The organism is Arcobacter sp. F2176, assembly GCF_004116465.1.
GTDB lineage: Bacteria > Campylobacterota > Campylobacteria > Campylobacterales > Arcobacteraceae > Arcobacter > Arcobacter siniprincipis.
On record NZ_PDJV01000005.1, the window covers coordinates 105,924 to 119,259 of the forward strand.

Sequence of the window (13,336 nt, forward strand, 5' to 3'; positions counted from 1 at the left end):
ACTATTTGCATATATCTATTTAAATTTATTTTAGGACAAAAAAATGAGCAGTATTAAAATCACAACAAATGACTCTCAAGAAGGTACTATAAAAGTTGCTTTTGCAACTACTGATTTAGAGAACATTGATTCTCACTTTGGTAGTGCAAAACAGTTTGCTATTTATGAAATAAGTAAAGAGCAATCAACAATGTGTGAGATAAAAAAAGTACTTGAAAAAGATACGGATAAAACAGTAGCACTTTTAGAAGGTGTTGACATTGTATATTTTACAAATGTGGGAGCAATAGCAGCTGCAAAACTTATCAATAATGGAATCTTCACTATTAAGTATAAAGAAGTTGTATCAATAGATGAAGAAGTAAAAAAACTAAAGGATATGTTAAATACAAATCCTCCTCCTTTTATCAAAAAAATTATAGAAAAAAAGGCTTCATAATGGATAAAAAAGAACTTTTTAAAGTAACACTAATTGGACAAGTTAGAGCCTTAGATCAATTTGGAACATGGGTTAATAAGAGTGATGAAGACTTACTAGTGGAAAAATATGTAAGAACTAAAGAGGACTTAAAAAACATTCCAATTATTGCAGATATAGATGAGATGCAAATCAAAGATATAAGACTTGTATTTCAAGCTGTTGCTTTGGCTTTTGAAAAACTTACAGGTGTAATGTGCTCAGTTGTAATGGAGATGAGCCATGAAGGATTTGGAAGAGTAGTAGTTTTTGCAGGAAAAATTGTATTAGCTGAGAAGTTTTTTAAAGATGCTCATAGGTTTTCATTTAGAACATATGAAGATTTGTTAAAAGAGGGTGAAAAATATCTTGTAAAAGCAGAAGAGACTTACAACAAATATAAGAATGTATAGACAAAAAGGAGACATAAGTATGGCAAATATTGGAATTTTTTGTGGAACAGCAGGTGGAACATCTATGATAGTTGCAGATGCCTTAGCAGAAGCTTTTGATGTGGAAGAAGTGATTAATATGGAAGAAGATTTTGATGATATAGATCAAATGCTTGAGCACGATGTTCTTTTCATTGGGAGTTCTACTTGGGGACAAGGAGATGTATATTTTGAGTGGGTTGATCCTTTACTTGAAATAGAATCAGATGGTATTGATTTTTCAGGGAAAACTATTGCCTTATTTGGGGCAGGAGATAGTGTAAAACATGGTGAACACTTCTGTTCAGCTTTAGGAAAACTTTACAAAACCTTTACAGCTGCTGGAGCAAATGTTGTTGGTTTTGTAGATGCAAATGACTATAAGTATGAATACTCACAAGCAGAAATAGATGGAAAACTTTGTGGTTTAGCAATAGATGAACATAATGAAAAAGATAAAACAGAAATTAGAGTAGCTAAATGGATTGACTCTTTAAAAGAAGAGATTCCAGCTTAAAAAAAGGTTTTATTCTTAAAACCCTTTAGTTTTTGCTACTTTTAAGGATTTTTTACAAATCCTGTTAAAAAGTAGATGAAAATAAAATAAGGTCCCTTTAAAATGGGACATTTTAAAGGATATAAAATGAAAACAATAGAAGAGTTTTATAAATTAAGAGATACAGAAGATTTTTTTAAATTTTTTGATATAGATTTCGACCAAAAACTAATCAATGTAAAAAGATTTCATATGATGAAAGAGTATGGAACACTTATAAAAAAAGGTTTATCTTCAATTTCTGAAGAAAATAAGCTTTTAGAATTTTTGAAATTTTCTCTGTTAAGAGTTTATGGTGATTATAAAAATGGTCACTCACCAAGTGCTGCAGATGTTTGGAATATGTATGAGACTGGGAAATTAGAGGGTTGTTCGTCTTGCAGTCCAAGTCCAACAGGAGCAGGAGGAAGTTGTGGGTGCTAAAGATGGATTTACACATAAAGATATCGTAGATGCTAACACACCTCTTCATGATAGTGTAACAGCAGGTCGTTCAGGAAAAGATGAAGACAAACCAAAGTTTGGAATAGGTCAAAAAGTTAAACTTCTAAAAGAGATAGTTAATGATGGAACCTATCCTCATGCACCAATTGGAGCACAACTAATGCCAGCAGGTGCAATTGGATATATCAAATCTATGGGTGATTTTTTACAAGTAATTCGAGTATATGAAGTTCACTTTTTAGGATTATTAGATGTTCCAGTTGAAATAGTAGGGTGTAGAGAACATGAACTAGAAGCAATGGAAGATTATAGGGATGAAGTAGAAGAAGAGTTAGAATTTATGAGGAAACATAGAGAAAAATACTATTCAAAAGATTAAATTATTAACCAAGTCAGATGAAAGAGTTTTTAGAACTTTATCATATGGCTTGGTTTGTATGAAGAAAACAAGCTAAAAAAGGAGACAAAATATGGCAAAAGTTATTTTTATGCATTTTGATACTGTTACTGATGGTATTTATGATGCAAAAATCGGTGAACCAATTGTTAGATTGGCTAAAGAAAAAGGTGTTCCTCTTATATCTGATGCAAAAGATTATGCAAAAAGTTTAATCTATGTTGAAAATCTTGCAGATGAAGAACCAACAAGTTACATGGAAGATGAAGAGTTAGATGTCTTAGTTAAATTGGGAGCAATCACTTCTGATGAAGCTTTACAATGTCAACAATTTACAATCAGCCCAAAAGTTAGAATTGCACCAATGATGTTAATCAAAGGTGATATTTTAGTAAAACCATACAAATTAAAATAACAATAAGTTAATCAGTATAAAAAAGCGAATTCATTCGCTCTTTAGGATTTTGCTACTTTTAAGGATTTTTTATAAATCCTGTTAAAAAGTAGATAAAAAATGAAGGTCCCTTTAAAATTGGGACAATTTAAAAGGAAGATAAATGACAACTAGAGTAGAAATTATAAACGATTTTTTAGCAATTAATGTTAAACCAGGAAGTACAATTCAAGATGTTGTTGAAGCATCAGGTTCAGCTTTACCTTTTGGATGTAGAGATGGAGAATGTGGAACATGTGTAGTTGAAATTGAACAAGGTATGGAGTTTATTTCTCCAATAAATGAAAAAGAAGTAAAAGTAATCAAAGAGAATTGTGTAGGTACAGCAACTGAGAAAACAAGATTGTCTTGCCAAATGAAAATAGTTAAGCCTAATGGTGTTATTAGAATTAAGTATTAAAAAATATACAAGGAAATGTCCAAATTCTTTTTGAATTTGGGCAAAATATCATAATGGCACAAACATTATCAACCTCGGCTTCACAAAAGCAAAATCTTAACTTATCTTTGAAATTGTGGTTACCAATGCTACAATCTTCACTTCAAGACCTAGAGAAACATCTAAAAAATGTCTCTTATGAAAATCCATTTTTGGAAATAAAAAAACCAAAAGAGTTTTATGCAAACTTTATGCCACAAGGAACTAGTGGGGAGTTTATAGAATCTTTGGCAATTTATAATGAATCTTTAAATGATGTAATAAGTGAACAAATATGTGCCCCAAATTTTTCAACTCCAAACTCTCAAAAAGTAGCTATGGAAATCATTTGTGACATAAATGAAGAGGGATATTTTGAAGGAGATATAGAAAAAATAGCTCAAACTTGTAATGTATATAAAGAGTATGTTGAGTCTATAAGACAAAGATTTTCACTTCTAGAACCAAGCGGAATTGGAGCAAAAGATTTATCAGAGTCATTTCTTTTTCAATTAGATGCCTGTGATAAAAAAATTGATGACGAATTATATAACTTCATAAAAAAGATTATTAAAGATATTTCTCATTTGGATAAATATGCAGCACACCATAGGTTTGAAGATGCAAAAGAGGTAATAAAATACTTTAATAATCCTCCTGCTGTAAATTATATGAATGACAATGTACAAATAATTCCTGATTTTTTTGTGGATATTGGCGAAGATATCAATATCAAAATAAATCATGCTTATTACCCAGATTTAGAAGTAAAAGATGCTTTTAATTCTAAAAATGAGGGAATAAAAGAGAAATTAAAAGAAGCAAGAGATTTAGTAAACTTATTAGGTTTACGAAAATCAACTTTATACAAAATAGTTCTTTTGATTGTGGAAAAACAAATTTCATTTTTTGTGGGTGGTGAACTAAAACCCTACTCTATGCAAGAATTAGCAAATGAAATTGGTTTTGCAGAATCAACAATTTCAAGAGCTGTGGCAAATAAGTATATTGAGTGTTCTTTGGGAACATATCCTTTAAAACATTTCTTTTCAAATGCAGTTAACAATAAAGATTTATCATCTTCAGAGATAAAAAATTATATAAAAAGTCTTGTAGAATATGAAGATAAGGAAATACCATTAACAGACCAAGATATTTTAGATGCTATTCAAGATAAATTTAACCTAGAAATGGTAAGAAGAACTATTACGAAATACAGAAAGATGTTGGATGTTCCCTCTTCAAAAGAGAGAAAAAAGCTTTACAAAGTAGAAAATCTATAGCTTTATTCTACACTAATAAAGCTCATTATCTCATATCAAATAACATAAACTAACTACTAAATAGTTTGTTTTTAAGATAACATAAGATATTATTTTTAAAGTATATTAGAAAAATAACTTAGAATAACAGAAAATAATTTTAATAAAGAAGGAATATAATGTTTAATTTAGGCAAAACAGAAGAAGAATCTGCCAGATTAACTGCAATGGATGAAAACTATGCAATTATCTCATTTAAACCAGATGGAACAATAATACATGCAAATAATAATTTTCTAAATGTTTTGGGTTATAAATTAGAAGAAACAGCTGGTAAGCATCATAGAATGTTTTGTGATAAAACATATGTAACTACAAAAGAGTATACTGAATTTTGGGAGAGTTTAAATAAAGGGTTATCTCAAATAAATGAATTTGAAAGAATTAGAAAAGATGGTACTTCTGTTTGGATTCAAGCTTCATATACTCCTGTAAAAAATAAAAGTGGGAAAGTGACTCGTGTTGTTAAGTTCGCGCAAGATATTACTGATGCAAAAAATGTAATAAAAGCTGTTAATAAGGCAATTGATATAGCAAAAACAGGTATTATGAAACAAACTATACAAGAAAAAACACAAAATGAAGGTATAGAGAATCTTAAAAATGGCATTAATGACTTATTTGAAATTGTATCTACTAAAGTAGATGGTGATTTAAATAAAATATCAGCTGCCTTATTATCTTTTCAAAAATTAAACTTTACCCATAGAATAGAAGGAAACAATTTAGGGGAAGTAGCTCAAGGATTAAACAATCTTGCTAATGTTGTAAATGAAATGTTAGTAGAAAATAAAGCAAATGGATTGACCCTTGATAAAGGTTCAGATTTACTTTTAGCAAATGTTGATAAATTGAATCAAAGTTCAAATGAAGCAGCAGCAAGTTTAGAAGAAACAGCAGCAGCCTTAGAAGAGATAACTGCAAATATTAGAAACAACACTCAAAATATTGCAAAAATGGCAAGTAATTCAACTAATGTTACAACTTCTGTGTCAAATGGGGAAAAGCTTGCAAAACAAACAACAGTTGCAATGGATGAAATAAATGAGCAAGTTAAATCTATCAATGAAGCAATTAGCGTGATTGATCAAATTGCATTTCAAACAAATATTTTATCTCTAAATGCAGCAGTAGAAGCTGCAACTGCAGGAGAAGCAGGTAAAGGCTTTGCCGTAGTTGCACAAGAAGTAAGAAACTTAGCTTCTCGTTCTGCAGAAGCAGCAAAAGAGATAAAAACATTAGTTGAGAATGCTACTTCAAAAGCAAATGAGGGTAAAAATATAGCTGGAAATATGATAGAAGGATATAAAGAGTTAAATCAAAATATTCAAGAAACTATAAATCTTATTTCTGATATTGAAATGTCAAGTAAAGAACAACAAACAGGAATAGAACAAATAAATACAGCAGTAACTCAACTTGATCAACAAACTCAACAAAATGCAATGGTTGCATCTCAAGCACATGATATAGCAACAACAACAGATACTATTGCAAAACTTATTGTTTCAGAAGCAAATGAAAAAGAGTTTATTGGTAAAAATGATGTTAAAGCAAAAGAGATGAATAAAAGAACTAAATAAATAATAACTCCAAAAAAATTATACCACTGTAAACAACAAAAAATAAAGGGGAAAGATTTAAATGCTCTCCCTTTTGAAGAGTATTGATTTTAATCAATACTCTTTTTGTCCTATTTAGATAATATTCTAAAAAAAGGACCACATATGTTTAATATAAAATCATTATATTTTAGAATGACAATAATTCATTATCTTGGAATGTTATTATTACCTATTAATGCACTATTTTTTACAACAAATACAACTTCACAAACAATTCAAATTGTTATTGCAATAGCTTTAATTTTTCATGAACTAGATGAAAGAAAAAATGGTAAAAAATTATCAAAAGAATTAGTAAATTTTTTTAAAAATATGGATAATAAAGATGCAAAACTTAAAATAAATACTTCTTTTGCAAGTGAATACTCTGAAATAAAAAATATTATTGATACAAGAGATAAAAAACAAAAAATCAAAGAACAAGAAGAACTCTTATTTATTACAGAAGCAAAAGATATCCTAGAACAGGTCAAAAATGGTAGATATAATAATATTATTCAAGTAAAAACTTCAAATAAAGTATTGGAAGAATTTAAGATAGTTGTTAATGATATGATAATAAATACAAAAAAACATTTTGAGATTATTAATAATATTCTTAATGAATATACTAATTACAACTACACAAATGATTTAATTTTAAAAAATATTTCAGATGATGGTGAGTTTATAAATTTATCAACTTCAATTAATGAACTTAAAAATGCAATTACTTATATGTTATTAGAAAATAAAAAAAATGGTACTATCTTACAAAAATCATCTAAAATTTTATTAGATAATGCTTTTAAACTAAATAGCTCTTCAACAAAAGCATCTACAAGCTTAGAAGAGACAACACTTGTATTAGAAGAAATCACACAAAATGTTAGTAAAACATACGAAAAAACAATTGAAATGTCTGAATTTGCAAATGCAGTTATAAAATCTGCAAAAGAGGGAGAGAACCTTGCAAATAAAACTAATATTTCTATGGATGAGATCAATGAAGAAGTAAGTTCGATAAATGAAGCAATAAGTATCATTGATCAAATTGCATTTCAAACTAACATTTTATCACTAAATGCCGCCGTTGAAGCTGCAACTGCAGGAGAAGCAGGAAAAGGATTTGCAGTAGTTGCCCAAGAAGTAAGAAATCTTGCAAATAAAAGTACAGAAGCGGCAAAGGATATAAAAAAACTAGTTGAAGCTGCAAATCAAAAAGCCAATGAAGGAAAAGCTATCGCAAATGAGATGATAGAGGGATATTCAAATTTAAACATTGATATTGATAAAACAATAGAATTGATTAATGAAGTGGCAATTACTTCTAAAAAACAACAAGAAGGTATAGTTCAAATTAACAATTCCGTAAAAGTTTTAGAAAAACAAATTTATACAAACTCAGAAATATCTTCTAAATCAAATAAAATTGCAACTGAAACATCAAATATTGCAAATACTATTGTTGAAGAGACAAGTAAAAAAACTTTTGAAGGAAAAGAAAGTATCTTTGAAAATATATGTGCTTAAGCTTTTATATTAATTAATAAAAAGCATCTTTATAAAATTTTGATATTTAAATTTGTTTTTTGATTTTTTCTTTAGATAATACAACATATAATAGTAGTCACACCTATTTTAAAGAAAAAAATATGACTACACCAAATATTATTATGCTTTCTATTTTATCTTTTTTAATATTTTTGTTAATAATAAAACTATTTAAAGCTTAAAATGATGAATCTACTTTTCCCATATAGAAAATATAATTACATACTAAAAGCCTTAGGAATTTTATTAATCATTACTATTATTAGTCACATATTTAGAAGCTCTTTAGACATCATAAACATAGCACTTATACATATTATTCCTGTTATTGTAGTAGCTATTCATGGAAAAGGTAAAGCTACTTTTTTTATGACAATTCTTTGTGTAGTTCTTCTAAATTTTTTATACATTCCCCCAATATATAGCTTTTCTGTGCACAATGAACTCTATATTTGGAGTTTTTTGATTTTTGGAATTGTTGGGTGGATAATTACTTATCAAGCAAAAAGCATAAGCAATCAAATGAAACAAAATGAATTAAGAGAGAGTTTATTACATATTATTTCCCATGATTTAAGAACTCCCTTATCAACTATTCATGGAAGTATTAATTTAATATTATCAAACAATGAGTTAACTGAAACAAATAAAAATAACCTACTAGAAGATATAAATTATGCTTCTATTAGAATGGAAAGACTTATTACAAATATTCTTGATAGTACTAGATTATCAAGTGGCAATATTAATTTAAAACTTCAATGGTGTGATTTCGAAGATATTGTGGGAGTTGCCTTAGATGAATTTTCTCAAAAACAAAGTGATGAAAAAGTAATAGTAAATATTGAAGAGACAGGACTATTTTGGGGAGATAATACTTTACTTACTCAATTAGTAGTAAATTTACTTGATAATGCATTTAAATATTCATCTACCAATGCAAAAATAGATTTTGAAGTGATTGATTGCAATAATTATATAAAAATTCAAGTATTTAACGAAACAGAATTTATAGATGAAGAAAAATTAAAAAATATTTTTGATAAATTTTATAGGGTAGAAGATACCAATGATATCTCAGGTAGTGGTATTGGTTTGGCTATTTGTAAAAGTATAGTTAAACTTCATAATGGAGAGATTAAAGCTATTTCACAAAATAATGGCATACTAATAGAGATAAATCTACCCGTATTAAAAAGAGCAAAACTAATATGAAAGAGTTAATACATATAATAGAAGATGATTCTTCTGTAAAAAAATTATTAGAAATAACATTTAAAGAGTATGCTTTTAATTTTATTTCAAGTGAAAGCAAGAAAAATGCTATAATGATGTTCTTAAGTCATAATCCAAGTCTTCTTATAGTTGATTTAGGACTACCAGATGGTGATGGGAAAGATTTAATAAAACAAATTAGAGAAATATCAAAAGTACCAATTATCGTTCTAACAGCAAGACATGATGAAAAAGAAATTGTGGCTGCTTTAGATGTTGGAGCAGATGATTATATTACAAAACCATTTTCAGTAAATGAGCTATTGGCAAGAATAAGGGCAAATTTAAGAAGAAATATTACAAAAGAAGAGATTGATAATAAATTTATTTGCAATGACTTAGATTTGGATATTAGTACAAGAACTATCAAATTCAAAAAAGAAGTACTAAAACTAACCCCTATTGAATATGAGTTGTTAAAATATTTTATGATAAATGCAAACAAAACCTTAACCCATAAACAAATTCTAAATGAAGTATGGGGAACAGGTTATCAAACTGAAATGCAATATTTAAGAACTTATGTAAATACTTTAAGAAAAAAAATAGAACAAAACAGTACTAGACCAAAATATATAAAAACTGAGTCTGGAATTGGTTATAGATTTTCTTATAGTGAAAATTAGGATTAATAATTAGTGGAACATAAATATGTAAAATCTATATTTTTAGGATATGTATTAGTTATATTTTTTGGAGCATTAGTTCTTTCTTTGCCTATTTGTCATAAAGGAAGTTTATCCTTTATCGATTCTATTTTTACAGCTACTAGTGCTACATGTGTGACAGGACTCATTGTTACAAGTACTTCTGAAAACTTTACTTTTTTAGGTGAAGTTATTATTATGATTCTTATCCAAATTGGTGGAATAGGATATATGTCATTAGTAATCATTTTCTTTTTATCTCTTAGACAAAGACTAGATATAGATGAAAAAAGAGCAATGAGACAATCATTAGATTTACCAAACATGCATGTTCGAAGATTCTTAAAAAAGATTTTTGCTGTTGTATTAGTTATAGAACTAGCAGGAGCTATTGTTTTAACTACTCAATTTCTTAAGAAGTATGATCTTTTGGAATCTATTTGGTATGGAATATTTCATAGTGTAAGTGCGTTTAACAATGCAGGCTTCTCTTTATTTACAAATAGTCTTGTAGGATATCAAAGTGACACTATTTCCTTAGTTACAATCTGTATCTTAGTAGTCTTAGGAGGAATGGGATATTTTGTTTTAATTGAAATTTATGAAAATAGAAAATTTGCTAAAAGGTTTACTATTCATACAAGAATTATGATATATGGAACAATTATTTTAATAATTGCAGGAATGATATTATTTTTATCCATTGAATGGGATAACCCAAAAACTCTTGGAAACTTATCTGTTTATGATAAATTATTAAATGCTTTTTTTCTCTCGATTAACTTTAGAACTAGCGGTTTTAATAGCATTGATTTGGGAGCATTAAAAGAATCTTCTCTTTTCTTTTCAACCTTATTTATGATGACAGGAGCAGGACAAGGAAGTACAGCTGGTGGTATGAAAATAACTACTGTTGCTATTTTAATTATTACAGTAATTTATATTTTAAAAGAGAGTAATCAACAACCAAGTATTTTTAAAAGAACAATTGAACAAAAAATTATAAATAAAGCTCTAGCAATTATTCTTTCATCCTCTTTCTTTGTACTTTTAGCCACTTTAATATTAGTAGAAACACAAAATTTACCTTTTTTAAGAATTTTATTTGAAGTTGTTTCTGCCTTTGGGACAGTTGGAGTATCAACAGGGAATGGGGATATTCTAAGTTTTTCTCAAGAATTTGACACCTTTGGAAAAAGTATTATCATAATTATGATGTTAGCAGGAAGACTTGGAGTCTTTGCTTTTGGTTTAATCTTAGTAGGAAAAGCAAAAACAAAACATTTTAAATACCCAGTAGGAAGGATTATTATATGAAAACAATCGCAGTTATTGGATTAGGAAAATTTGGATCTTATATTGTAAAGAGTTTATCAAGATTAGATGTAAAAGTAATAGCAGTAGATAATGATGAAAAAAGAATTCAAGAGATAAGCGAATACATTGATAATGCTTTTGTACTTGATAGTACAAATAAACAAGCCCTAGAAGATGTTGGAATATACAATCTTGATACGGTTATTGTTAGTATTGGTGAAAATATAGAAGCAAGTATTTTAACAGTAATGGCACTAAAAGATTTAAATAATCAAAATATTATTGCAAAAGCTATCACATCAACTCATGGTGAAATATTATCAAAAATTGGTGCTTTTAAAATAATCTATCCTGAAAAAATAGCGGGAAGAATGTTAGTAAATAAACTTATTGATAATATGACTATAGAAGAGATAGACATAAGTAACAATATAAAAATCATAAAACTAGTAGCAAATGAAAAATTTATCAATAGAAGAATTTATGAGATAAAAGAAGAGTACAAAAAACTTAAAATAGTCTCTTATAAATCAGATGGAACTTGGGTTTTAAATATTGACTCCTCTTATAAAATAAAAGAAAATGATATTTTAGTTTTTATAGGAGAAGCTAAATATAGTAAAGAATTTTGTAAAGAATTCTAAAATTTAATTAAAATAAAGCTCACATTTTAAATCAACCTATGGTTGATTTTACTAAAACTTACACTCCAAAATAACAAAATTTACAAAATTTGTAGTAAAAAAACAATTATGCAAACAAGATAAATTTTATCCTATTTTCAACTTATAAAAAGAATTTATCCACCCAAACTCCTATTTTACGGGGAATTATAAAAATATTTAAAAAAAATATTCTTTTTTTCATCTTGTGGAACGCAATATGCAATTATCTATTTGTAATTAATAATATTAAAAGGAGACAATATGTCAGATTTAAGACAAATAGCGTTTTATGGAAAAGGTGGGATTGGTAAATCAACTACATCTCAAAACACATTAGCAGCAATGTGTCACTACTATGCAAAGAAAATTTTAATCGTTGGGTGTGACCCAAAAGCGGATTCAACTAGACTTATCTTACATGAAAAAGCACAATCTACAATTATGCAATTAGCATCTGAGGCTGGAACTGTTGAAGATTTAGAATTAGAAGATGTATGTAAACCAGGTGCTGGTGAATTTCACCCAGACAATACTGATATTACTGAAGGTTATATTAATTGTACAGAATCAGGTGGTCCTGAGCCAGGTGTTGGATGTGCAGGTAGAGGTGTTATTACAGCAATTAACTTCTTAGAAGAAGAAGGTGCATATGATGATGAGTTAGATTTCGTATCTTATGATGTTCTTGGAGATGTTGTTTGTGGTGGATTTGCTATGCCAATTAGAGAAGGTAAAGCACAAGAGATTTATATCGTAATGTCTGGTGAAATGATGGCTATGTACGCAGCTAACAATATTTCTAAAGGTATTTTAAAATATGCAAATACTGGTGGAGTTAGACTTGCTGGTTTAATTTGTAATGCGAGAATGACAGATAAAGAGTATGACCTTGCTAAACACTTAGCAATGCAAATTGGTACTCAAATGATTCACTTCGTACCAAGATCTAACCATGTACAAAGAGCTGAATTAAGAAGAATGACAGTTGTTGAATTTGCTCCATCTTCAGATCAAGCTATGGAATATAAAGAATTAGCTAGAAAAATCATCGCTAATGATTTAAAAGTTATTCCTGAACCATTAGAAATGGATGACTTAGAAAATCTATTAATGGAATTTGGATTAGAAGAAGAAGTTGACGAAGAAAACTTAGGTAAAAAAGCAGAAGAAGCTTAAAAAATAGTAAGTATTAAGCTGTATGTTGGCGAATTCTTTCGCCCTTTAGGATTTGCTTCTTTAAAGATTTTTTATAAATCTTGTTAAAAGAAGTCATAAAATATAGGTCCCTTTAAAAATGGGACATTTTAAAAGGAGAATAAAATGTTTGTATGTGGATACCACTTCCCAGCTGATATGGGTAATGATGTAAGTTTTGATAAAGTAATAAAGAAAGTGCAAGATGGAATTGATGCTACAGGTAAATCTGTAACTGTTTCAAGTGAAACAAGAGAAGGTGTAAAATTAGAAGAAATTTCTATCCCAGAAGGTTCTTTTTTACATACTGCATTAGTTGATTATTATACTAATACTGAGTGTAAAGAAAAAGATGGTTATAAAATGGTTTATTATACTAATAAATACCAAATTTCTGAAATATCAAAATCTGTAGATGGTGATGCAACTAAAGCTATTTGTAAAAAATTAGATGACATGAATCTATATAGAGTTAAAGTAGCGTAAACAAAATTATAAAAAGGACAACTCGTTGTTCTCTTTAGGAGTTGACAACTTTTGCGGATTTTTTACAAATCCTTGTCAAAAGAAATTATAAAAATAAAGTCCCTTAAAAATTGGG

The 13,336-nt window shown here is 28.2% G+C and carries 16 protein-coding genes; all 16 read left to right on the top strand.

Going from position 1 to position 13,336, the window contains the following annotated elements:
* Nucleotides 1-43: 43 nt before the first annotated feature.
* The 16 genes from CRU95_RS06515 to CRU95_RS06590 all read left to right on the top strand — a co-directional run bounded on the left by CRU95_RS06515 (nt 44) and on the right by CRU95_RS06590 (nt 13,221).
* Nucleotides 44-439 carry a NifB/NifX family molybdenum-iron cluster-binding protein gene (locus CRU95_RS06515; protein WP_129100339.1) on the top strand — a complete coding sequence of 132 codons (396 nt, stop codon included), beginning with the start codon at nt 44-46 and terminating at the stop codon, nt 437-439.
* Nucleotides 439-870 (top strand): NifX-associated nitrogen fixation protein, encoded by a 432-nt coding sequence (locus tag CRU95_RS06520; protein ID WP_129100340.1) that lies wholly within the window; start codon nt 439-441, stop codon nt 868-870. The genes CRU95_RS06515 and CRU95_RS06520 overlap by 1 nt, the downstream gene beginning before the upstream one ends.
* Nucleotides 871-889: 19 nt before the next feature.
* The gene (locus CRU95_RS06525) at nt 890-1,405 is read left to right on the top strand and encodes a flavodoxin domain-containing protein (protein WP_129100341.1); all 516 of its coding nucleotides are present in this window, start codon (nt 890-892) and stop codon (nt 1,403-1,405) included.
* Nucleotides 1,406-1,531: 126 nt separating this feature from the next.
* Nucleotides 1,532-1,867, top strand: a complete 336-nt coding sequence (locus tag CRU95_RS06530; RefSeq protein ID WP_129100342.1) for a nitrogenase-stabilizing/protective protein NifW — start codon at nt 1,532-1,534, stop codon at nt 1,865-1,867.
* Nucleotides 1,857-2,267: a nitrogen fixation protein NifZ gene (locus tag CRU95_RS06535; RefSeq protein WP_129100343.1), complete on the top strand. Its 411-nt coding sequence runs from the start codon at nt 1,857-1,859 to the stop codon at nt 2,265-2,267. Before CRU95_RS06530 ends, CRU95_RS06535 begins: the two co-directional genes overlap by 11 nt.
* A 91-nt stretch (nt 2,268-2,358) precedes the next feature.
* Complete coding sequence (locus CRU95_RS06540) at nt 2,359-2,700, top strand: hypothetical protein (protein WP_129100344.1); 342 nt, start codon at nt 2,359-2,361, stop codon at nt 2,698-2,700.
* Nucleotides 2,701-2,842: 142 nt separating this feature from the next.
* Nucleotides 2,843-3,139 carry a 2Fe-2S iron-sulfur cluster-binding protein gene (locus CRU95_RS06545; protein WP_129100345.1) on the top strand — a complete coding sequence of 99 codons (297 nt, stop codon included), beginning with the start codon at nt 2,843-2,845 and terminating at the stop codon, nt 3,137-3,139.
* Between the two features lie 53 nt (nt 3,140-3,192).
* Nucleotides 3,193-4,440, top strand: a complete 1,248-nt coding sequence (locus tag CRU95_RS06550) for an RNA polymerase factor sigma-54 (RefSeq protein ID WP_129100346.1) — start codon at nt 3,193-3,195, stop codon at nt 4,438-4,440.
* A 158-nt stretch (nt 4,441-4,598) separates the two neighbouring features.
* Nucleotides 4,599-6,062 (top strand): methyl-accepting chemotaxis protein, encoded by a 1,464-nt coding sequence (locus CRU95_RS06555; protein WP_129100347.1) that lies wholly within the window; start codon nt 4,599-4,601, stop codon nt 6,060-6,062.
* A gap of 144 nt (nt 6,063-6,206) precedes the next feature.
* The gene (locus CRU95_RS06560; RefSeq protein WP_129100348.1) at nt 6,207-7,616 is read left to right on the top strand and encodes a methyl-accepting chemotaxis protein; all 1,410 of its coding nucleotides are present in this window, start codon (nt 6,207-6,209) and stop codon (nt 7,614-7,616) included.
* A gap of 204 nt (nt 7,617-7,820) precedes the next feature.
* A complete protein-coding gene (locus tag CRU95_RS06565) occupies nt 7,821-8,852 on the top strand; it encodes a DUF4118 domain-containing protein (RefSeq protein WP_129100349.1) in 1,032 nt (343 codons plus the stop codon).
* Nucleotides 8,849-9,538 carry a response regulator gene (locus CRU95_RS06570; RefSeq protein ID WP_129100350.1) on the top strand — a complete coding sequence of 230 codons (690 nt, stop codon included), beginning with the start codon at nt 8,849-8,851 and terminating at the stop codon, nt 9,536-9,538. Before CRU95_RS06565 ends, CRU95_RS06570 begins: the two co-directional genes overlap by 4 nt.
* Nucleotides 9,539-9,550: 12 nt before the next feature.
* A complete protein-coding gene (locus CRU95_RS06575) occupies nt 9,551-10,876 on the top strand; it encodes a TrkH family potassium uptake protein (protein ID WP_129100351.1) in 1,326 nt (441 codons plus the stop codon).
* Nucleotides 10,873-11,520, top strand: coding sequence for a TrkA family potassium uptake protein (locus CRU95_RS06580; protein WP_129100352.1), 648 nt, complete (start codon nt 10,873-10,875; stop codon nt 11,518-11,520). Before CRU95_RS06575 ends, CRU95_RS06580 begins: the two co-directional genes overlap by 4 nt.
* Nucleotides 11,521-11,802: 282 nt before the next feature.
* Entirely contained in the window at nt 11,803-12,717 is a 915-nt protein-coding gene (gene nifH, locus CRU95_RS06585; protein ID WP_129100353.1) for a nitrogenase iron protein, read from the top strand.
* A 144-nt stretch (nt 12,718-12,861) separates the two neighbouring features.
* Nucleotides 12,862-13,221 (top strand): hypothetical protein, encoded by a 360-nt coding sequence (locus CRU95_RS06590; protein ID WP_129100354.1) that lies wholly within the window; start codon nt 12,862-12,864, stop codon nt 13,219-13,221.
* Nucleotides 13,222-13,336: the final 115 nt, after the last annotated feature.

What these genes read in the sequence shown, in the direction of transcription:
- CRU95_RS06515 (WP_129100339.1), top strand. Translation starts at nt 44, where the DNA reads ATGAGCAGTATTAAAATCACAACAAATGACTCTCAAGAAGGTACTATA.
- CRU95_RS06520 (WP_129100340.1), top strand. Translation starts at nt 439, where the DNA reads ATGGATAAAAAAGAACTTTTTAAAGTAACACTAATTGGACAAGTTAGA.
- CRU95_RS06525 (WP_129100341.1), top strand. Translation starts at nt 890, where the DNA reads ATGGCAAATATTGGAATTTTTTGTGGAACAGCAGGTGGAACATCTATG.
- CRU95_RS06530 (WP_129100342.1), top strand. Translation starts at nt 1,532, where the DNA reads ATGAAAACAATAGAAGAGTTTTATAAATTAAGAGATACAGAAGATTTT.
- CRU95_RS06540 (WP_129100344.1), top strand. Translation starts at nt 2,359, where the DNA reads ATGGCAAAAGTTATTTTTATGCATTTTGATACTGTTACTGATGGTATT.
- CRU95_RS06545 (WP_129100345.1), top strand. Translation starts at nt 2,843, where the DNA reads ATGACAACTAGAGTAGAAATTATAAACGATTTTTTAGCAATTAATGTT.
- CRU95_RS06550 (WP_129100346.1), top strand. Translation starts at nt 3,193, where the DNA reads ATGGCACAAACATTATCAACCTCGGCTTCACAAAAGCAAAATCTTAAC.
- CRU95_RS06555 (WP_129100347.1), top strand. Translation starts at nt 4,599, where the DNA reads ATGTTTAATTTAGGCAAAACAGAAGAAGAATCTGCCAGATTAACTGCA.
- CRU95_RS06560 (WP_129100348.1), top strand. Translation starts at nt 6,207, where the DNA reads ATGTTTAATATAAAATCATTATATTTTAGAATGACAATAATTCATTAT.
- CRU95_RS06565 (WP_129100349.1), top strand. Translation starts at nt 7,821, where the DNA reads ATGATGAATCTACTTTTCCCATATAGAAAATATAATTACATACTAAAA.
- CRU95_RS06570 (WP_129100350.1), top strand. Translation starts at nt 8,849, where the DNA reads ATGAAAGAGTTAATACATATAATAGAAGATGATTCTTCTGTAAAAAAA.
- CRU95_RS06580 (WP_129100352.1), top strand. Translation starts at nt 10,873, where the DNA reads ATGAAAACAATCGCAGTTATTGGATTAGGAAAATTTGGATCTTATATT.
- nifH (WP_129100353.1), top strand. Translation starts at nt 11,803, where the DNA reads ATGTCAGATTTAAGACAAATAGCGTTTTATGGAAAAGGTGGGATTGGT.
- CRU95_RS06590 (WP_129100354.1), top strand. Translation starts at nt 12,862, where the DNA reads ATGTTTGTATGTGGATACCACTTCCCAGCTGATATGGGTAATGATGTA.